Below are 18755 nucleotides of genomic sequence, written 5' to 3'. Positions count from 1 at the left end.
CCGCAGCGCGCCGCCACCAGAGACATGCGCTCTGACCGAGTGCATGGCGATCATCGCTGGCGCCTGGGCGCCGAATGTGATCTGGCACCTGCGCGCTGGGCCACGGCGATTCAACGAGTTGCGCCTCGACATCCCGCCGATTTCGGCCAAAGTGCTATCGCAAAGGCTTCGTGAACTGGAAAGCCGTCGCGTCATCACGCGCACCATCCAGCCAACGACACCGCCTTCGGTGGAATACGCCCTGACACCGCTCGGCGAGGAACTGGTGCCAGCGTTGGATGCCATCGTCGAAGTCGGCCACAAGCTCAAAGCGGCCATACCGCGAGCGATGTGAGCTGCGGCGGAACCGGCCGATATTCACCCATCATTTTAGAGGGTTACAGCGTAGATATAGTTCTCCGTTTCATCGGTCGCGGCCCGCCAATTACCTGTTCCAGACGTTCCCGCACCCTTTCAAAAGCGTTGAAGTTCCTGGATTCCGTTTCGCAGAGCATCTCCAAAAGGTCTAGGTCTAGGGCTAGGAGCAATCACGCCTAGCTCCGCGCCGCTAGCAATCCGCATGAAATTCAACAGACTCAACGCCCGGACCGTCGCCACCAACGCGGCCATCCGTGACAACGCGTTGGACCAAGTCAGCATTGAGGACGTGCTCGCGGTCCTGACGCCCATCTGGGCGGGAAAAAACGAGACAGCTTCCCGCGCCAGGGGCCGCATTGAGGCCGTGTTGGATGCGGCGAGGCGCGCCGGGAAGGCGCCGACATCGTCCGTCATCCAGTAGCGCACGGACAGGCGCGCCGCATTGGGGGCAAGGCCGAGCATGTGGAAGCGCGTGCCCGCGCACAGGCGTGGATCGAGATCCTCCACCGGGCGCCCCTCCGGCATCTGTTCCAGCCCCAGGCGCTCCTTGCGGGCCTCATCTGCGTCATCCGGCGGCTCGATGAAGGTTGCGAACCAACTCTCCGCCGCCTGCGCTCCCTCCTCGTTCACGGTCCGTGACGTGTCGGCACAGAACACCAGGGTGGCGTCGCCCATGCCGCGGGAGAGGCGGTTGCGGCTGGAGCCGCTCAAGCATGCGGTTCAGAGTGGCGCCTTAGAGCATGCGCCGATCAGATGGCATCGCCATCTGATCGGATCACGCATTCTCTATCAATGGGTTAGAGGGGGATTCACCCATCAGATTGATTCAATCTGATGGGATCGCGCTCTAGCGGAAGGCGCGTCCTGGGAGGTCGGGGACGGGTGGCCGTTCAGTGCCTCGTCACCGGCCGGGTATAGCCATGATAAAAACCATGGTTCCTTTGACGGCGTTCCATTTGAATTGATTTCTACCTCAATCGCCTGAAGACACACTCGCAATCATTGAAATTTCCACCACTGCATTTCCCGGCAAGGACGCGACACCAATGGCGGCGCGGCTCGGCAAGACTGCGGGGAGGCGGTCTTGGATATGACGCGAGGCAATATCCGCGATCTGGGAATGGCGCGTAAAACCCGGCGGGGCGTTGACATACACCGTCAGGCTCACCACGGACGCAATCCGTTCTGCGCTCCTAAGCTGCGTCTCAGCGGCCTGAAGGGCATTGCCTGTGGCAAGCCGCACGGCCTCTTCATAAAGCTCGGCAGGCGCATCGGCGGCAACCTGCCCCGCATGGAGGAGCACGCCGTTTCGCCTCGGCGTCATGCCGGAGACGAAGACGAGGTCGTTGTGACGCCGGGCGGGAACATAAAGCCCCTGGGGCGGAGGTGGGCTGGGCTGGCGCACGGGACATGCGCCAGTCGCGGGGTCCAATGGCATGTCGTCACCTGCGATACAGCTGTGCCATGGCCACGATCCGCCGGGCGGCGGCCACGGCCGATGCGTGGCCCTGGGAGAAATTGAGGCGAATGCTGTGGTCGTGCGGGCCGAACTCCGTGCCCGGCGTGACGATCACCTGTGCCTGGTGGCGCAACAGGCGCACGAAGTCGGAGAGGCTGACCGCGAGGTCCGGCAAGGTGGGGAAGAGATAGCTCCCGGCCTTCGGGGTGCGCGTGGGGAGCCCCCCAGCCCGGAACAGCTGGAGCATATCATCCCGGACGGCCTGGTGCAGACGGATGCGGTTCGCCATCCAGCCCTCTGGCTCGCAGAACCAAGTGCGCAGCACCGCCTGATTGTAGCCCGCGGCCCGCAGGGAGACGATGGCCTGCAGCTTCTCCATGCGATCAATGATGGAGGGCGCACCGAACGCGATTCCGAGGCGGTAGCCAGAGAGCGACTCCGTCTTCGACGGCCCCATAATGGTCACCACCCGCTCGTCCGCAAGGCCACAGGCCCGCAGATGCGTATAGGTCTCGCCATCATAGAGCAGGCGGGAATAGAGCTGATCGGCAACCACGGTCACGTCGAACTGCCCCGCAAGGTCGGCGATGGCTCGGATTTCGCGGGCGGAATAGACGACGCCGGTGGGATTGTTAGGATTGGAGAACAGGAAAACCTTCGCCCCCGCCGCGAACACATCCCGCAGACGATCCAGTTCAAGGCCGGCCTCTGTGGACGTGCCCAGATAGTCCATGGGCACGGGAACCGGCACCCCGCCCAGAAACTGGACGATTTTGCGGTTGGCGAAATAATCGGGCTGCACGATGGCAACCTTGTCGCCGGGCGCCACCAGCGCCCCAAGTGCCAGGAAGAGCGCGCCCTGGGTGCCCGGCGTCACGATGGTGCCGGCATCGGGCGAAACCGGCGCCCCGGTGAAGACGGCGAGCCTTTCAGCAAGCGCCGCGCGAATGTCCGCCGCCCCGCGATACTCCGTATAGGCCTGCCGTCCCCCCGCTTCCACGGCCTGGGAGAAGGCCTCCAGCGCACCCGGCGCCGGAGTGAAGGCGTCCACGTCGCCATGGGAGAAGTCCACCAACGGGCCGGCCATCGGCTCGCCGCGCATGAGCGCCCCCACGTCTCCCGTGCTCTGGCGGACCTCCTGGCCGGGGGCACTGTCGGTGGCAAGGGCGGCGAACCTGTCGAAGGCGGAAGGCATAGAGGTGTCCTTGATGCAACAGAATGAGAAATCGGTGAGATCCGGCGCTTAGGCGGCCGAGCCCAGGGGGGCGAGGTCAAGATCGAGAGCGGTCTTGAACACGGCGGGATCCACATTGCCGCCGGAGATAATGATGAGGGCGGTCTTCCCGCGCGGGCGGGCCGGATCGGCCAGCAAGGCAGCGAGCGCGATGATCCCCCCCGGTTCAGTAACCAGCCGCAATTCCTCATAAGCAAAGCGGATGGCCCGCAGCACATCGACGTCCGAGGCCGTCAGCGCCCCGGCGAGGCGGCGCTGGGTGATGGAGAACGGCAGTTCGGCGGGTATCGGGGCCAAGAGAGCATCGCAGAGCGAGCCGGACAGGGCGGCATTCACCTCCCGCATGCCACTGGCGAGCGAGCGGCGCGTGTCGTCGAAATCCTCCGGCTCCACCGCCCAGACCTCAGGCCGCACGCCCATGGCCTCGACCGCCAGGCAGGTCCCGGCGGACAGCCCGCCCCCACCGCACGGGACCAGGATGACATCGGGCACCAACCCGCCCATCTGGTGAATGCTCTCCATCGTCACCGTCGCCTGGCCGGCAATGATGTGGCGATGGTCGCCGGGCGGAACCACCGCAACCGGGGTGCGACCTGCGATCTCGGCGGCGATCTCCTCACGCGACTGGCGATTGCGGTCATAGAGCACGATCTGCGCCCCGGCCGCGCGGGCCTTGGCGATCTTCACCGCAGGGGCGTCCTGCGGCATGACAATGGTGGCGGGGAGATCCAGCATCCGCGCCACCGTGGCGACCGCCTGGCCATGATTGCCCGTGGAATAGGCCACGACGCCGCCGGGATAGGCCGCCCGGTCCAGCCGCGACAGGCAATTATAGGCGCCCCGGAATTTGAAGGCGCCGGTGCGCTGGAGATTCTCGCATTTCAGGAGGACGCGGGCACCGGTCAACCGGTCCAGCGCGTCGGAGCGCAGCAGCGGCGTTTCCACGGCGACACCGGCAAGGGTGCGGCGGGCATCGAGAATGTCGTCGCGGGTGGGGATGGAAAAGGGGTTCATGTCAATGTGCCAAAACGCGGGAGAGGAAAAGGCGGGCGCGCTCCGAGCGGGGCGCCGCGAAGAAGGCCTGCGTCTCGTCGATCTCGACGATGGCGCCCTTGTCCATGAACACCACCCGGTCGGCGGCGGCCTTGGCGAAGCCCATTTCGTGGGTGACCACGATCATGGTCATGCCCTCGCGGGCGAGTTCCAGCATCACCGCCAGCACTTCGCCGATCATTTCCGGATCAAGCGCCGAGGTGGGCTCGTCGAACAGCATGGCCACCGGGTCCATGGCCAGCGCGCGCACGATGGCGATGCGCTGCTGCTGGCCGCCGGACAATTGCGCGGGATAGGCGGCTTCCTTGTCCGCAAGGCCGACGCGGGCGAGAAGCCCGCGCGCCTTGGCCTGCGCCTCCGCCCGCGGGCGCTTGAGCACATGGACCGGGGCGAGGCAGATATTCTCCAGCACGGTCAAATGCGGATAAAGCTCGAAATGCTGGAACACCATGCCCACCCGCGCCCGCATGCGCGCCGCTGCCCGCCCGCGGGAGGGCAGCGGCGCGCCCTCGATCAGCACCTGGCCGCGCTGGAACGCCTCGATGCCGTTGATGCACTTGACGAGCGTGCTCTTGCCGGAGCCCGATGGGCCGCAAATGACCACCACCTCACCCCGCCGCACGCTGAGGCTGCAATCCTTCAGCACCTCCAAGGGGCCAAAGCTCTTGCCCAGACCTTCCACCTTGATCATTTCATGCGAAGTCATCGGCACATCCATGGCTGGAGGGTGTGTGGAAGGCGGCCTCATGCGGCCCGGGAGGCGCGCTTCAGCCGCCCCGCGAGCGCATTGCCGGCCTGGCAGATGGCGAGGTAGACGACCGCCGCGAACACGTACATCTCAACGGGACTGTTCGTATTGTTGGCGACAATACTGACGGACGTCATGAAATCGTGGAGCGAGACCACGTAGACGAGCGCGGTGTCCTGGAACAGGATCACGCCCTGGGTCACCATGAGCGGCGCCATGTTGCGCAGGGCCTGGGGCAAGGCGATGAGGCGCACCGTCTGGAGATAGCCGAGCCCCGAGGCCTTGGCCGCCTGCCATTGGCCCACCCGCACGCTTTGCAGGCCCGCCCGCATGATCTCCGAATAATAGGCCCCCTCGAACATGACGAAGGCAATGAGCACCGAATAGAGCGCGCCGACCGAGCGCCCCACCAGAAGAGGAACCAGGAAGTAGAACCAGAAGATCACCAGGATCAGCGGAACCGCTCGGAAGCCGTTCACATAGAGCGCGGCCAGCGGCGCGAGCACCGGCACACGGGTCAGCCGCACCAGCGCAATGACAAGCCCGAGGGCGATGCCGCCCCCCATGGCGATGGCGGTGAGCAAGATGCTCAGGCCCAGGCCTTGAAGCAAGAAAGGCAGGGAGTTGGTGATGGGCGCAAGATCAAAAGCGGACATGGAGACCCCCTGACGTGGTGCCGGGCAGCGCGACGCCCCGCTCAATGGCCCGCATGATCACGGTGACCGTCATGGCGATGGCCAGATAGAGGATGGTCGCTGCCGTGAAGGCCTCGAAACCCTGATAGGTGATGCTTTGGATCTGCTGCGTCTGGGTGGTCAGCTCATAGACGCCAATGGTCAGGGCCACCGACGAGTTCTTGAAGATGGTCAGGATTTCCGAGGTCAAAGGGGGAATGATGATGCGCAGCGCCTGCGGCAGCAGCACCAGCCGATAGGCCTGGAGCTGCGACAGCCCCGCCGCCTTCGCCGCCATGCGCTGGCCACGCGGCACCGCATCGATGCCCGCACTCACCTGGACGGCGATGCGTGAACTGGTGAAGAGCCCAAGGGCGATGATGGCGGTGACGATTTCCGGATAGGGAAGATCGCGCTTGAGCCAGCGGCCGGCGCCCTCCGGCAGCAGTTCCGGCACCACGAAGAACCACAGGAACATCTGAAGCAGCAGGGGGATGTTTCGGAAGAGGCTGATATAGGCGCCCGTCGCGGCACGCAGCACGGCACGCTCCGAGCTGCGCAGGATGCCGACCGCCGTCCCCACCGAGAGCGCAATGGCCAGCGCGCCCAGCGAGATGGCGAGCGTGAGGGCAAGGCCCCAGCCGAGCCATTGCAGATAGGGGTCCTGCACGAGGACGCCCCAGTTCCAGGAATAGGTCATCGCGGCATTCTTCTGTGAGGGCGCAAGACGTTGGCGGAACGCGCTATTCCGGGATGGCGATGACATTGAAAATGGTCTCGAGATCCGGCGAGAGCGGAACCCCCATGGGCGAGAACCATTTGGCGTAGAGCGCCTGGAGCCGGCCGTCGCGGGCCATGCGCGAGAGGGTGGCATTCACCAGGGACAGGAAGACGGTGCTGTTCTTCTGCACCAGGAATCCATAGTAATCATAAGATAAGGGTGCCCCCACCACCTTGTAGTCGGAAGGATTGGGCGCCTTGCCGCGCAGGCCGAAGAGCAGGATGTCGTCGGTGGCGAAGGCGTCCACGCGATCGGTGGAGAGGGCGAGGAAGCCTTCCGCATTGTCCTTCACCGGCACGATGCGGACGTTGAGCTTGTCCTTCTCGATGAGCGACCGGATCAGGCGCTCCGGCACGGAATTGATGGGCAAGGCGATGACCTTGCCGGCCAGGTCCTTCAACTCGCCGATGCCCGACTTGTCCTTCACCAGAAGGCGGGTGTGCGAGATGAAGAAGGGATAGGAAAAGTCCACCTGGCTTTGCCGGGCAATGGTATTGACCGCCGACTCGCAGGAAATGTCCACGGTGCCATTGGCCGCCAGCGGAATGCGGTTCTGCAAATTGACCGGCACCATCTTCACCTGAAGATCGGGCAGGTTGAGCGCCGTCTTCACCGTATTGGCCACTTCCAGGCAGATGTCGGTGGAATAGCCCTGCGGCTTGCCCTGCGCATCCACGAAGGAGAAGGGAATGGAGGCGTCGCGATAGCCGATGGAGATGGCGCCCTTGGCGCGGATACGGTCGAGCACTGCATCGCTGGACTGCGCCTGCGCGACGGGGGCGAGGGCGAGCGTGGCGATGACCGCGCCCATGGCGGCCGACAAAGCGTGTTTCATGATGTCCCCTCTGGTTTTTGTGTGGACGTTCAGCCGATGGCTTCGAGCATTTCCGCAAGGCTTGAGACGGTGAGGTCCGGCCGCGCCTCGGCCGCCCCCTCGCCGGAAAGGCCGAGCAGGCGGTCGGGCCGGTTGATCCAGACGCAGGTGAGGCCGAGGCGGTTTGCGGGCGTGATGTCCGCGCGCAGGCTCTGGCCCACATGGAGGATGCGCGCGGGTGGGATGCCCTGCGCGGAGAGGTCGGCGAGCGCGGTCTCGAAATGATCCGGGCTCGGCTTGTAGGCGCCCACGCGCTCGGCGGTGACCACGATGTCGAAGGCGATATTCATCTTGGCGCAGGAGGAGGCGAGGGACGAATTATCGATATTGGAGAGGGCGCCGATCTTCGCGCGCGCCTGCAGCGCCTTCAGGCCCGCCGGGACGTCGGAATAAGCCGGCCAGTGATGGGGCGTGGCAGCGAAGGCCTCACGCAGGTCCGCGTCGACAGGCAGTTTCAGCTCAAGCGCGATGCGGTCGAAGCAGCGGCGCAGAACGTCGGGATAGAGATGGGCAGGCCGCTCTTTCTGGATTTCCGCCCGGGCGCGATCAAACGCCATGATGAGCTCCTCATCGCTGGCGACGACACCGGACTGCCCGGCCCAGCGGCCGAGAAACGCAGCGATGGAGGGCTCCCAATCAATAAGGGTGCCATAGACGTCGAAGGTCACGGCATCAAAGTCGGCGAGGCGGATCATGGAGAGAGGCTGTCCGTCTAAATTAGCGATAATCGCTAATTACGACACGGACCAATGCCCGTCAAGCGCACAGGATGATAGAGCGCTGCAGAGGCGTGGAACCGGGTTACGAGACTTTCGCCGCGATCGATCCGGCGCTATCAGTCACCTATGCACAAGCCGCGCGCCCCGCGGGCGGACGCGCGCAACTATCGCTTGAAAGAAGGCGTGATGGTCGATCTCGACGAGACAGAAAGAAGTCACGAGCCGCCGGCGCTCAACCGTACGGCCTCCGCCATCGTGTGCGATGAACTGCGCAATGCGATCATGCACAATCGGCTCCAGGGCGGAGAACGGCTCCGGCAGGACGCCCTGGCCACGCAGTATGGCGTCAGCCAAATGATCGTGCGCGAAGCGTTCCGCCAACTCACCGCCGAAGGCTTCCTGAAGGCGGAGCCGCGACGCGGGGTCAGCGTGGCCAAGCTGAGCGCCGACGAAGCCTGGGAAATCACCCAATTGCGCGCCCTCCTGGAATGCCAGGCGCTGCGATGGTCGATCCCGAACATGGTCCGCTCGGACTTTCAGCAGTGCGGACGCACTTTGGACAAGCTCGACGCGGCCGACACCGTCGACGCCAGGATCCTCCTGAATGCCCGGTTTCATGAGCTTCTCTACGCGCCCGCCCGCAAGGAGCGCACCCTCGAGCTCATCAGCAATTTGAGACTGAATTTCGAGAGATACCTGCGCTTCACGTGGGAGGAGACCCATCACTCCGAGCAGTCACAAATCGAGCATCGCGAAATATTGCAGCGCTGCGAGATGAGAGACATTGAACGCGCCTGTGACGCGCTGCGCATCCACATCCTTGCCACGGGCGATCTGCTTGTCGAAAGCCTTGGAAAATGAGGCATGTGCAAGAACAAACAATTACTAAACTCACGGTCGAGCCATCACAGAACCCGCCCCCATACACTGGCGGCTGACGCAAATTTAGAAAGCAAGCGGGGCCCCTTTACCTATCAGGCTCAGCTCAGCAGGCCTCGAAACGGCCTTGATGCCCCGCCGAACCAGAAGCGGCGCATGGAGAGCTCCCTATCGCCTTCGTGGCCACGATCCCAGCCGTTTCCAGGAGCATCCGGGCGCGCATGTCGATCAGCTCAACGGTGCAGAGGGCGGGGCGAGGCATCGGGAGCCATTTATTTGAACGCGTTCCATAGGCGCGTTCGACAAACGTGCGCCGGGATCGCGTCCAGCGCCCGCGCCGTCGCGCTTCAATAAAAGCGCCTTACCTAAGGTAATCACGCCAAGGTTGAACTGGCGCACCGGGAGTGATTACTTTAAACGATTGAAGCGCGGACGCTCAAAAGAGACGTCCCGACAATGATGCCAAAAAATCAGGCACCCCTAGGGAGTGAAACATGCGACTGAAGTGGATCCTCACGGCGGCCGCCGTGAGCTTTGCTATGGCCGGCGCCGCGATTGCGGCCGACCCCATCAAGATCGGTCTCTCCGGCCCCTTTACCGGCGGCTCCTCGTCCATGGGCGTCTCCATGCGCGACGGCGTGAAGCTGGCGGTGGCGGAGATCAACAAGAATGGCGGCGTTCTCGGCCGCCCCCTCGTGCTCGTGGAGCGGGACGACGAGGCCAAGAACGAGGTCAGCGTCCAGATCGCCCAGGAGCTGATCAACAAGGAAGAGGTGATCGCCACCCTCGGCTTCATCAATACCGGCGTCGCGCTCGCCTCGCAGCGCTTCTATCAGGAAGCCGAGATTCCGGTCATCAACAACGTCGCCACCGGCACCGCCATCACCCAGCAGTTCCTGCCGCCGAAGGACAAGGCGAACTACATCTTCCGCACCTCTGCCAATGACACCATCCAGAGCGCCATGATCGCCGAGGAAGCGGTGAAGCGGCAGGGCTTCAAGAAGCCGGCCATCCTCGCCGACAGCACCAATTACGGCCAGCTCGGTCGCCAGGACCTGGAAAAGGCGCTGGCCACCATGGGCATCAAGCCGGTGGCCACCGAGAAGTTCAACATCGGCGACACCGACATGACCGCGCAGCTGCTGCGCGCCAAGGAAGCCGGCGCCGACGTGATCCTGACCTATGCCATCGGCCCGGAACTGGCGCAGATCGCCAACGGCATGGCCAAGCTCGGCTGGAAGGTGCCCATGATCGGGTCCTGGACCCTGTCCATGGCCAGCTTCATCGACACGGCCGGCGCCAATGGCGAGGGCGCGATGATGCCCCAGACCTTCATCCAGCTGGGTGATACCCCGAAGCGGAAGGCCTTCATCGACGCCTATCAGGCCGCCTACAAGGTGGACCGCATCCCCTCCCCGGTCTCCGCCGCGCAGGGCTATGACTCGGTCTATCTGCTGGCCGCCGCCATCACCCAGGCCGGCTCCACCGACGGCAAGAAGGTGCGCGAGGCACTGGAAAACCTGAAGACCAAGGTGGAAGGCGTCGTCACCATCTATGACAAGCCCTTCAGCGCCACCGACCATGAGGCCATCACGTCCAACATCCCGGTGTTCGGCGTGGTGAAGGGGGGCCGCGTGGTGGCCGCCCATCCCGAAGACATTGCCGGCGACAAGGCGGTGCGGGTGAAGCCCGCCACCAACTGAGCCTGCGGGCGGGCCATCGCGGCCCGCCTTGCATGCGCCAAGGGTGCCCGGGCCTGTCCCGGGCACAGACGCCTTAGCTCCACCCGACGCAGTTCGGGGATGGGCCGGGCCACGCCCGGCCACCACTTCTTCGGAACGCGACCCTTTCAGAACGCGACCTTTCCCTCCCGCGCCGCGCGCGGGCCCGCTCCTCGCCTTCGGGACCGGCCATGAACATCCTGTTGCAGCTCGTCGTCAGCGGCATCGCCGTCGGCATGATCTATGGCGTCATCGCCTTCAGCTACCAGCTCACCTTCGTCACCTCCAAGACGCTGAATTTCGGCCAGGGCGAGGCGCTGATGCTGGGGGCCCTGGTGGGGCTCACCACCATCAATTTCCTCATCGGTCAGGCGCTGGGCAACTGGCTCGCCTATCTGCTCATGCTACCGGTGGTGTTCGTCTTCGGCATGGCCCAAGGCACGGTGGTGGAGTGGCTGGGCGTGCGACGCGCCGTGGAGGCGAAGTCCGAGGCGGGCTGGATCATGGCCACCATCGCGCTCGGCATCATCTTCCGCAATTTGGCCGAGAACATCTGGGGCCGCGACGCGCTGCGCTTTCCCTCCCCCCTGCCCGAGGCGGCGCTGAACATCGGCCCCATCCGCGTACAGCCCATGGAGATCGCCATCGTGCTCGGCGCGCTGGCCATGATGCTGGCGGTGGAGGTGTTCAACCGCCGCACCATCTACGGCAAGGCCGTGGTCGCCACCGCCAATGACAAGGACGCGGCCGACCTGATGGGCATCAATACGCGCCGCGTCATCACCTTCTCCTACGCGCTCTCCTCCACCACCGCGGCGCTGGCCGGCGTGCTCATCGCCCCGGTGACGCTCACCGGGGCCACCATGGGCGCGGCGCTGGGGCTGAAGGCCTTTGCGGTGGCCATCATTGGCGGCCTGTCCAGCGGCATGGGCGTGATCGTGGGCGGTCTTATCCTCGGTATCACCGAGACGCTGACCGGCTACTACATTTCCACCGGCTACAAGGACGTGCCCGGCCTCGTCCTCCTGCTCCTCGTCCTGTCCCTGAAGCCGTCCGGCCTGTTCGGCCGCGCTGCCATCAAGAAGGTCTGAGCCGATGCCGCTGAAACTTGCCGGCGCCGTTCTCGGCCTTGCTGTCCTGCTCGTCCTGCCCTTCGCGGTGACAAGCCCCTATTACCTGCACCTGATGGTGACCATCGCCATCTATGCCATCCTGCTGCTCGGCCTCGACGTGGTGTTTGGCTATACGGGCGAAGTCTCCATCGGCCATGCGGCGCTGTTCGGCATCGGCGCCTATACGGCCGGCGTGCTGTCCATGCATTTCGGGATCGGCTTCTGGCCGGCCTTGCCGCTGGGCGTCATCATGGCTGCCCTGTTCGGCGTCATCCTGGCCTTCCCGGCGCTGCGCGTGAACGGGCCTTACCTCGCCATGGTGACGCTCGCCTTTGGCACCATTGTGCAAATCCTCATCAATGAGATGAGCGATCTCACCAACGGGCCGCTGGGCATCAAGCTGTCGACGCCGCTCTTCCTGGACCTGCGGGACTGGGGCAGCACCATTCCGCTGTTCGACATGTCGCTGAAGCGCATGAAGGAAGTGGAATATTACTACATCTGCGCCATCGCCTTGGTGCTGGCACTGGTGGTCATCAACCGCATCCTCGCCTCGCACCTCGGGCGCGCCTTCGAGGCGCTGCGCGACAGCCCCATCGCCTCGGACTGCATGGGGGTGAGCGTCTACAAGCACAAGGTGCTGGCCTTCGTGGTGAGCGCGGGCTTTGCGGGGCTTGCCGGGGTGCTCTTTGCCTATTCGGAGCAATATATCGCGCCGAACAATTTCGGTTTCGAGCTCTCCGTCCAGTTCCTGCTGGCGGTGACGGTGGGCGGGCGCAAGTCGCGCCTGGGGCCGATCCTCGGCGCGGTCATCATCGTCTTCCTGCCCAACCTGCTGGCGGACATCAACCTGTTCCGCCAGATCGCGGGGCTCGTGGCGGTGATCGCCGTGATTGCCGGAATCCGCGCCTTCTTCGCCGAGCCGGACCGGCGGCTGAAGAATGCCATCCCCGTGGCGCTATGCATCGGCTTCTTCATCTTCTCGCTGATGCTGGAGAAGATCACCGACTACAAGCTCACCGTCTTCGGTATGATGATCCTGTTCGTGGTCTATTATTTGCCCGAAGGCATTGTGGGCTTCCTCAAGCGCACGGCCATCAAGCTCTGGCCGCGGTTGTTCCATGCCCATGCGGTGATCGACGCCACCGCCGCCAAGACGGCGGTCACCACCGCCGGCGCGTCCGGACCCGGCGTGCTCCTGGAGACGGACGGGGTGGTCATGCAGTTCGGGGGCCTTCGGGCGCTGGACCGGGTGTCCATCGCCGTGAAGCCGGGCACCATCCACGGCCTCATCGGTCCGAACGGCTCGGGCAAGAGCACCATGATGAACGTGCTCACCGGCATCTATGTGCCCACCGGCGGCGCCATCCGCTTCAAGGGACAGGACATTGCCGGCCGCAAGTCGGCGGCCATCGCCACCGACGGCATCGCCCGCACCTTCCAGAACGTGCAGCTCTTCGGCGAGCTGACGCTGATCGAGAACGTGCTGGTGGGCCTCCACCACACCTATCGGGCGACCTTCCTGGAGGTGGCCCTTGGCCTGCCCCGCATCCGCCGGGAAGAGCGGGCGGCGCGCGAGCGGGCCATGGGGCTGCTCGCCTTCGTGGGCCTTCAGGACCTCGCCAATGAGGAGGCGCGCAACCTGCCCTATGGCAAGCAGCGCCTGCTGGAAATCGCCCGCGCGCTGGCGCTGGACCCGCAGCTCCTGCTGCTGGACGAGCCCGCCGCCGGCCTCACCGCGCCCGACATCCGCGTGCTCATGGAGATCATCCGCAAGGTGCGCGACGCAGGCATCACCATCGTGCTCATCGAGCATCACATGGATGTGGTCATGGGGGTCTGCGACATGGTGAGCGTGCTGGACTTCGGCCAGAAGATTGCCGAAGGCCGGCCGGCCGAGGTGCAGGCCGACGAACGGGTCATCGAGGCCTATCTGGGCGGCGCCGCCCTGGCCGCGGAATGAGGGGGTGGCCATGCTCGAAGTGAAGGATCTCGTGGCCGGCTACGGCAAGGTGCAGGTGCTCCACGGCCTCAGCCTCAAGGTGGAAGAGGGCCAGCTCGTCACCCTCATCGGCTCCAACGGCGCCGGCAAGACGACGACGCTGCGCGCGCTCTCCGGCATGATCGCGCCCCAGTCGGGCTCCATCCGCCTCGGTGGGGAGGAGATTGGCGGCCTGCCCTCCTATGGCATCACCCGCAAGGGCATGGCCCATTCGCCGGAAGGCCGCCGCGTGTTCCCGACGCTGTCGGTCACGGACAATCTGCTGCTGGGCGCCTTCCCGCGCCTCACGGGGTCGCGGCCCAGGGGCGACGTGGACAATGACCTCTCGCGCATGTTCGCCCTCTTTCCGCGCCTCCAGGAGCGGCGCGACCAGCTGGCGGGCACGCTCTCGGGCGGCGAGCAGCAGATGCTGGCCATGGCGCGGGCGCTGATGCTCAATCCCCGCGTGCTGCTGCTGGACGAGCCCTCCATGGGCCTCGCCCCGCGCCTGGTGGCGGAGGTGTTTGCCACCATCACGCGGCTGAAGGAGCAGAAGATCACCATGCTGCTGGTGGAGCAGTTCGCCGCCGCCGCGCTGGAGGTAGCCGATTTCGGCTATGTGCTGGAAAATGGCCGCCTCTCCGCCTCCGGCCCGGCGGCCCAGTTGCGCGACGATCCGGCGGTCCGCGCCGCCTATCTCGGCCACGCCCATTGACCGCCAACGGGAGGCCGCGCCCCCCATGGGGACACACGCCAACAACGGTAACAAGGTAATATAAACTGTTTCACAGGACCCGCCCGGCATCAGAGCACCCGGCCCGGTCTGCTTCCGCACCCTCGGAACATGGCCGAGGGCATGCGAAGGAGGTCGACAAAACACCGCGACCGGGGCACATGCATACAACGCAGCGGGCAGCGTCTTTTTGAGAAGGTCATCAGAGGCTTGAGCACCACATTGTCCCCCCGGCAGGACCTGTCGGACGCCTTGCGCCTGGAGCGCGGCAACGTCCTGCGGCTCTCCATCGCCCAAGCTCTCGCGGGCATGAACGCCACCGTCGTCTTCGCCACCGGCGCGATTGTCGGGCACATGCTGGCCCCCAGCGCCGCGCTTGCGACTTTGCCCATTTCCATCTTTGTCGTGGGCATGGCCTTCTGCACCTTGCCTGCGGGCGCCATCGCGCAACGCCATGGTCGCCGGCTGGTGTTCATGCTGGGGACGGCCTGCGGGGTCATTGCCGGGCTGATTGCGTCCCTCGCCGTCGTGAAGGCATCCTTCTGGCTGTTCTGCCTGTCGACCTTCTTTGCTGGCGTCTATGGCGCAGTCGTGCTGAGCTTCCGTTTCGCCGCCACCGACTGCGCGGCCCCCGAGCGACGGCCCCGTGCCCTGTCGGCGGTGATGGCGGGCGGGGTGTTCGCCGGCATATTGGGGCCGCAGCTCGTCACCTATACGATGAACCTGTCGCCGCCTTATCTGTTCGCGGCCACCTATATCGGACAGGCTGTGGCCGCGGCGCTGTCCGCCCTCGTGCTGATCGGGGTCAAGTTGCCCTTGCCCAGTGCCGCGGACCGCACGGGCGGGCGCCCTCTGGGCGTCATCATCCAGCAGCCGCGCTTCATCCTGGCGGTCACCTGCGGCGTGGTCTCCTACCTCCTGATGAATTTCCTCATGACCGCCGCACCGCTCGCCATGCGGCTGTGCGGCCACTCGCAGGAGGCCGCCAATCTCGGCCTGCAATGGCATGTCATCGCCATGTATGGGCCGAGCTTCTGGACCGGCCGTCTGATCAGCCGCTTCGGCGCCTCCCGCGTGGTGGCGACCGGGCTCGGCCTCATCGGCCTTGCCGCTGTGGCTGGACTGTTCGGCATTGAGGTCGGGCACTTCTGGGCGATGCTGATCCTGCTCGGCGTCGGCTGGAATTTCGGCTTCGTGGGCGCCTCCGCCATGGTGCTGGACTGCCACCTGCCGGAAGAGAAGGCCCGCGTTCAATCCTTCAATGATTTCGCCGTGTTTGGCACCATGGCGGTGGGCTCCTTCCTGTCGGGAGGCTTGCTCTCCGCGTTCGGCTGGAACGCGCTTCTGGCGCTGGCCCTGGTGCCGCTGGTCCTGGCCATGATTGCCCTGGCCGCCAGCCAGCGCCGTCTGGCGGCGCGCGGATAGGGGCAGGGTCGATCAGGCCGTCTTGGGCGCGAAGAAGGCAGCGATGGCGGCCTGCATCTGCGGCCGGCGTCCCAACTCCCCCTGAAGATCGCGCTCCAGGTCGAGCTGGGCGTCCAGCAGTCCGTCGCAAGCCGCGTGCACCAGGCGCTTGATGGCGGAGGCGGCGGCCGGATCGAGCGCCGCGAGGCGCTCGGCGAGGATGCGGGTCTCCTCACCCAGGGCGGCGTCCGTGAACACCCGCCAGACGAGCCCGAAGGCGAGGGCCTCGCGCGCCGGGATGCGATCGCCCAGCAGCATCATGCCGGCGGCGCGGCCACGGCCGGCAAGGGCGGTGAGGAAGGCGGTGTTGCCCGCATCCGGCACCAAAGCAAGGCCGGCGAAGGGCTGGTAGAAATAGGCGCTCTCCCCGGCCACCACGATGTCGGCCGCCAGCGCGATGCCCACCGCCGCCCCGGCGCAGGGGCCGTTCACCATGGCCACGATGGGCAGGCGGGAGCGGCGCATCTGGCGTACCAGCGGATTGAAATGGGTCTCCAACACGTCGTCGAGGGCGGGAACGGCTGTGGGATCGATGGAGCTGAGATCATATCCCGCGCCGAAGGCCCTCCCTGCGCCCGTCAGCACCACGCAGCGCACTCCTTCGTCCGCCTCGGCGCGGGCGAGCGCGGCGCGCAAGGCATCAGCGGTGCCGTTGCGATAGGCGTTGAGGCGGGCCGGCCGGTTGATGGTCAGGCGCACCACGCGGCCTGCCTGCTCATAGAGCACGTCTGCGCTATCGGTCATTTTGCCCTCCCTGTCCTGAACCGGCGAGCCGCCAGGCCACGTGCGGCAGGCGATCGACGCCAAAAAAGCCCTCGCCGTCCACGACGAAGAAGGGCGAGCCGATGACGCCGAGCGCCACCGCCTCATCCACCGCCGCGACAAGCTGCTGCTTGCAGGCCGCAGCCTGAAGCGCCGCGCGCGCCTCCTCGGGTCCCCAGCCAAAGGCGGCGGCGCACGCCAGCAGGACGGCCTCCTCGGTCAAAGGCCGGTTTTCGGCAAGATGGGCGCGCAGAAGGGTGCGCGCCAAGGCGGGTGCGATGTGGGGCCGGTCCTGTGTCATGGCATAAAAGAGCCGCGCGGCCAGATGCGTGGAGACCCCGAGCACGTCTGGCAAGCGGAAGGGCACGCCGTAAAAGGCCGCCGAGCGTTCCATGTCGGCGATGAGATAGGCGCGCTTGGCCGGTGCCTCCAGCGGCACGGGAATGCCCTGCGCCTTGAAGACGGCCCACAGCAGAACGGGACGCCACACAATCTCCCGCTGATGCATCCGCGCCAGGTGCTCAAGACGATCGAGCGCGAACCAGGCATAAGGCGAGGAAAAGTCGAAATAGAAGCGGATGGGATCGGCCATGGTCAGAAGCGGAACACGCCATAGCCGGGATCGCCGAGCGGCGCGTTCAGTGAGGCCGAGAGGGCGATGCCGAGCGCATTGCGGGTGTCGAGCGGATCAATGATGCCATCGTCCCAGAGTTCGGACGTGGAATAATAAGCGGACAGCTGGTCCTGATAGGCCGCGCGCGTCTCCTCCCACACCCGCTCCAGCACCGCGTTATCCACCGCCCCTCCCTCCCGGCGCATCTGGTTGGCCTTCACCTCGGCCAGCGTATTGGCCGCCTGGTCGCCGCCCATGACGCCGATCTGGTGGTTGGGCCAGGTGAGCAGGAGGCGGCTGTCGAAGGCGCGCCCGCACATGCCGTAATTGCCGGCGCCGAACGAGCCGTTGCACATGACGGTGAATTTGGGCACCCGCGAGCAGCTCTGCGCCATGATCATCTTGGCGCCATCCTTGGTGATGCCGCGCCGCTCATAGTCCCGGCCGATCATGTAGCCGGTGATGTTCTGGAGGAAGACGAGGGGCGTGTTGTTCTGATTGCACAATTCGATGAAGTGCCCGCCCTTCAGGGACGAATCGTTGAACAGAACGCCGTTGTTGGCCAGGATCCCGACCTTGAAGCCCCAGATATTGGCAAAGCCGCAGACAAGGGTGGTGCCATAGGCAGGCTGATATTCGTGAAACCGGCTGCCATCGACCATGCGCGCGATGATCTCGCGCATGTCGAACTGCTTCTTGATGTCATCGGGAATGATGCCGTAGATCTCGGCGGGATCATAAAGCGGCGGCTCGGGTGCTTCCCGCTGGCAGTTCCATTTGGCCGGGCGATCCCACTGCGCCACGATCTCGCGGCCGATATGGATGGCCTCCTCCTCGCTTGAGGCGGGATAGTCGCAGGTGCCGCTCACCGAAGTGTGCATGTCGGCCCCGCCCAGATCCTCCACCGTCACCTCCTCGCCGGTGGCGGCGCGCACCAAAGGGGGGCCGCCGAGGAAGACGGCGCCGGTGCCGCGCACGATCACGCTATAATCGGACAGAGCGGGAATATAGGCGCCGCCCGCCGTGCAATGGCCGAAGACGAGGGCCAGTTGCTTCACGCCGAGGCGCGACAGGTGCGACTGGTTGCGGAAGATGCGCCCGGCCATGTACTTGTCGGGAAACACTTGCGACTGCAATTGCAGGAAGCCGCCGGCGGAATCGCACAGATGCACCACCGGCAGGCGGTTTTCCAGGGCGATGTCCAGCGCGCGCACGATCTTCTTGGCGGTCAGAGGGTACCAGGCGCCGCCCTTCACGGTGGAATCGTCCGCCCGGATCATCACCTCCCGGCCGGAGACGACGCCAATGCCGGTGATGGAACTGGCAGAGGGGGAATCTCCCTCATAGGCCATGTTGGCGGCGAGCGAAGAGAGTTCCAGGAAGGGCGTGCCGGGGTCGAGGAGCTTCTCGATGCGTTCGCGCGGGCGCATCTTGCCCTGGCGGGCGAGGCGCTCCAGATCACGCGCCGGGCGCACATGGCGCGCGGCCTCCTGGCGCTCGCGGAAACGGGCCACCAGGTCCTTGTTGTGCGCCGCGTTGCGCCGGAAATCGGCGCTGCCGGTATCGATCATCGAGCGGATGACGCGCATGG

The 18755-nt window shown here is 65.4% G+C and carries 19 protein-coding genes; 7 read left to right on the top strand and 12 right to left on the bottom strand.

Features of this window, described 5'->3' with window-relative positions:
- The first annotated feature begins 43 nt into the window (after positions 1–43).
- Positions 44–334, top strand: coding sequence for a winged helix-turn-helix transcriptional regulator (locus J5J86_RS01290; protein ID WP_247657893.1), 291 nt, complete (start codon positions 44–46; stop codon positions 332–334).
- A 119-nt stretch (positions 335–453) separates the two neighbouring features.
- Here the strand turns inward: J5J86_RS01290 and J5J86_RS24620 are convergent, their stop codons facing one another.
- The 9 genes from J5J86_RS24620 to J5J86_RS01245 all read right to left on the bottom strand — a co-directional run bounded on the left by J5J86_RS24620 (position 454) and on the right by J5J86_RS01245 (position 7875).
- Positions 454–1068: a type I-C CRISPR-associated protein Cas8c/Csd1 gene (locus tag J5J86_RS24620; protein ID WP_209103104.1), complete on the bottom strand. Its 615-nt coding sequence runs from the start codon at positions 1066–1068 to the stop codon at positions 454–456.
- Between the two features lie 262 nt (positions 1069–1330).
- A complete protein-coding gene (locus tag J5J86_RS01280; protein WP_247657892.1) occupies positions 1331–1762 on the bottom strand; it encodes a RidA family protein in 432 nt (143 codons plus the stop codon).
- 37 nt (positions 1763–1799) lie between these two features.
- Positions 1800–3011, bottom strand: coding sequence for a pyridoxal phosphate-dependent aminotransferase (locus J5J86_RS01275; protein WP_209103102.1), 1212 nt, complete (start codon positions 3009–3011; stop codon positions 1800–1802).
- A 48-nt stretch (positions 3012–3059) separates the two neighbouring features.
- On the bottom strand, positions 3060–4064 hold the full coding sequence (locus tag J5J86_RS01270) for a threonine ammonia-lyase (RefSeq protein WP_209103101.1): 1005 nt from the start codon (positions 4062–4064) through the stop codon (positions 3060–3062).
- Between the two features lies 1 nt (position 4065).
- Positions 4066–4809 carry an amino acid ABC transporter ATP-binding protein gene (locus tag J5J86_RS01265; RefSeq protein WP_274706659.1) on the bottom strand — a complete coding sequence of 248 codons (744 nt, stop codon included), beginning with the start codon at positions 4807–4809 and terminating at the stop codon, positions 4066–4068.
- A 38-nt stretch (positions 4810–4847) separates the two neighbouring features.
- Positions 4848–5507, bottom strand: a complete 660-nt coding sequence (locus J5J86_RS01260) for an amino acid ABC transporter permease (RefSeq protein WP_209103100.1) — start codon at positions 5505–5507, stop codon at positions 4848–4850.
- Positions 5494–6225 carry an amino acid ABC transporter permease gene (locus tag J5J86_RS01255; RefSeq protein ID WP_209103099.1) on the bottom strand — a complete coding sequence of 244 codons (732 nt, stop codon included), beginning with the start codon at positions 6223–6225 and terminating at the stop codon, positions 5494–5496. The genes J5J86_RS01260 and J5J86_RS01255 overlap by 14 nt, the downstream gene beginning before the upstream one ends.
- A gap of 43 nt (positions 6226–6268) precedes the next feature.
- Positions 6269–7141, bottom strand: a complete 873-nt coding sequence (locus J5J86_RS01250) for an amino acid ABC transporter substrate-binding protein (RefSeq protein WP_247657891.1) — start codon at positions 7139–7141, stop codon at positions 6269–6271.
- A 29-nt stretch (positions 7142–7170) separates the two neighbouring features.
- A complete protein-coding gene (locus J5J86_RS01245; RefSeq protein WP_209103098.1) occupies positions 7171–7875 on the bottom strand; it encodes an HAD family hydrolase in 705 nt (234 codons plus the stop codon).
- A gap of 210 nt (positions 7876–8085) precedes the next feature.
- Here J5J86_RS01245 and J5J86_RS01240 point away from each other — a divergent pair, with 210 nt between their 5' ends.
- The 6 genes from J5J86_RS01240 to J5J86_RS01215 all read left to right on the top strand — a co-directional run bounded on the left by J5J86_RS01240 (position 8086) and on the right by J5J86_RS01215 (position 15750).
- Positions 8086–8760 carry a GntR family transcriptional regulator gene (locus J5J86_RS01240; RefSeq protein ID WP_247657890.1) on the top strand — a complete coding sequence of 225 codons (675 nt, stop codon included), beginning with the start codon at positions 8086–8088 and terminating at the stop codon, positions 8758–8760.
- A 512-nt stretch (positions 8761–9272) separates the two neighbouring features.
- Positions 9273–10481 (top strand): ABC transporter substrate-binding protein, encoded by a 1209-nt coding sequence (locus J5J86_RS01235; protein ID WP_209103097.1) that lies wholly within the window; start codon positions 9273–9275, stop codon positions 10479–10481.
- A gap of 209 nt (positions 10482–10690) precedes the next feature.
- Entirely contained in the window at positions 10691–11590 is a 900-nt protein-coding gene (locus J5J86_RS01230; RefSeq protein WP_209103096.1) for a branched-chain amino acid ABC transporter permease, read from the top strand.
- 4 nt (positions 11591–11594) lie between these two features.
- Positions 11595–13574 carry a branched-chain amino acid ABC transporter ATP-binding protein/permease gene (locus tag J5J86_RS01225; RefSeq protein ID WP_209103095.1) on the top strand — a complete coding sequence of 660 codons (1980 nt, stop codon included), beginning with the start codon at positions 11595–11597 and terminating at the stop codon, positions 13572–13574.
- Between the two features lie 10 nt (positions 13575–13584).
- Positions 13585–14307, top strand: a complete 723-nt coding sequence (locus J5J86_RS01220) for an ABC transporter ATP-binding protein (protein WP_209103094.1) — start codon at positions 13585–13587, stop codon at positions 14305–14307.
- Positions 14308–14535: 228 nt separating this feature from the next.
- A complete protein-coding gene (locus J5J86_RS01215; protein ID WP_247657888.1) occupies positions 14536–15750 on the top strand; it encodes an MFS transporter in 1215 nt (404 codons plus the stop codon).
- 12 nt (positions 15751–15762) lie between these two features.
- Here the strand turns inward: J5J86_RS01215 and J5J86_RS01210 are convergent, their stop codons facing one another.
- Genes J5J86_RS01210 through J5J86_RS01200 form a run of 3 tightly spaced genes read right to left on the bottom strand, consistent with a single transcriptional unit; the run spans position 15763 to position 18753 of the window.
- On the bottom strand, positions 15763–16533 hold the full coding sequence (locus tag J5J86_RS01210; protein WP_209103092.1) for an enoyl-CoA hydratase-related protein: 771 nt from the start codon (positions 16531–16533) through the stop codon (positions 15763–15765).
- Complete coding sequence (locus J5J86_RS01205) at positions 16523–17143, bottom strand: 2-hydroxychromene-2-carboxylate isomerase (protein WP_209103091.1); 621 nt, start codon at positions 17141–17143, stop codon at positions 16523–16525. The genes J5J86_RS01210 and J5J86_RS01205 overlap by 11 nt, the downstream gene beginning before the upstream one ends.
- A gap of 2 nt (positions 17144–17145) precedes the next feature.
- Positions 17146–18753 (bottom strand): acyl-CoA carboxylase subunit beta, encoded by a 1608-nt coding sequence (locus tag J5J86_RS01200; RefSeq protein WP_209103090.1) that lies wholly within the window; start codon positions 18751–18753, stop codon positions 17146–17148.
- Positions 18754–18755: the final 2 nt, after the last annotated feature.

The organism is Aquabacter sp. L1I39 (assembly GCF_017742835.1).
Classification (GTDB): domain Bacteria; phylum Pseudomonadota; class Alphaproteobacteria; order Rhizobiales; family Xanthobacteraceae; genus L1I39.
Note: the sequence above shows the minus strand (reverse complement) of the source record. Positions and strands in the feature narration are given on the sequence as shown.

Bases quoted from the DNA above. Each gene is read 5' to 3' on its own strand.
- J5J86_RS01275 (WP_209103102.1), bottom strand. From the start codon at position 3,011: ATGCCTTCCGCCTTCGACAGGTTCGCCGCCCTTGCCACCGACAGTGCC.
- J5J86_RS01235 (WP_209103097.1), top strand. From the start codon at position 9,273: ATGCGACTGAAGTGGATCCTCACGGCGGCCGCCGTGAGCTTTGCTATG.
- J5J86_RS01290 (WP_247657893.1), top strand. From the start codon at position 44: ATGGCGATCATCGCTGGCGCCTGGGCGCCGAATGTGATCTGGCACCTG.
- J5J86_RS01220 (WP_209103094.1), top strand. From the start codon at position 13,585: ATGCTCGAAGTGAAGGATCTCGTGGCCGGCTACGGCAAGGTGCAGGTG.
- J5J86_RS01230 (WP_209103096.1), top strand. From the start codon at position 10,691: ATGAACATCCTGTTGCAGCTCGTCGTCAGCGGCATCGCCGTCGGCATG.
- J5J86_RS01270 (WP_209103101.1), bottom strand. From the start codon at position 4,064: ATGAACCCCTTTTCCATCCCCACCCGCGACGACATTCTCGATGCCCGC.
- J5J86_RS01255 (WP_209103099.1), bottom strand. From the start codon at position 6,225: ATGACCTATTCCTGGAACTGGGGCGTCCTCGTGCAGGACCCCTATCTG.
- J5J86_RS01240 (WP_247657890.1), top strand. From the start codon at position 8,086: ATGGTCGATCTCGACGAGACAGAAAGAAGTCACGAGCCGCCGGCGCTC.
- J5J86_RS01205 (WP_209103091.1), bottom strand. From the start codon at position 17,143: ATGGCCGATCCCATCCGCTTCTATTTCGACTTTTCCTCGCCTTATGCC.
- J5J86_RS01265 (WP_274706659.1), bottom strand. From the start codon at position 4,809: ATGACTTCGCATGAAATGATCAAGGTGGAAGGTCTGGGCAAGAGCTTT.
- J5J86_RS01225 (WP_209103095.1), top strand. From the start codon at position 11,595: ATGCCGCTGAAACTTGCCGGCGCCGTTCTCGGCCTTGCTGTCCTGCTC.
- J5J86_RS01210 (WP_209103092.1), bottom strand. From the start codon at position 16,533: ATGACCGATAGCGCAGACGTGCTCTATGAGCAGGCAGGCCGCGTGGTG.
- J5J86_RS01245 (WP_209103098.1), bottom strand. From the start codon at position 7,875: ATGATCCGCCTCGCCGACTTTGATGCCGTGACCTTCGACGTCTATGGC.
- J5J86_RS01200 (WP_209103090.1), bottom strand. From the start codon at position 18,753: ATGCGCGTCATCCGCTCGATGATCGATACCGGCAGCGCCGATTTCCGG.
- J5J86_RS01250 (WP_247657891.1), bottom strand. From the start codon at position 7,141: ATGAAACACGCTTTGTCGGCCGCCATGGGCGCGGTCATCGCCACGCTC.
- J5J86_RS01260 (WP_209103100.1), bottom strand. From the start codon at position 5,507: ATGTCCGCTTTTGATCTTGCGCCCATCACCAACTCCCTGCCTTTCTTG.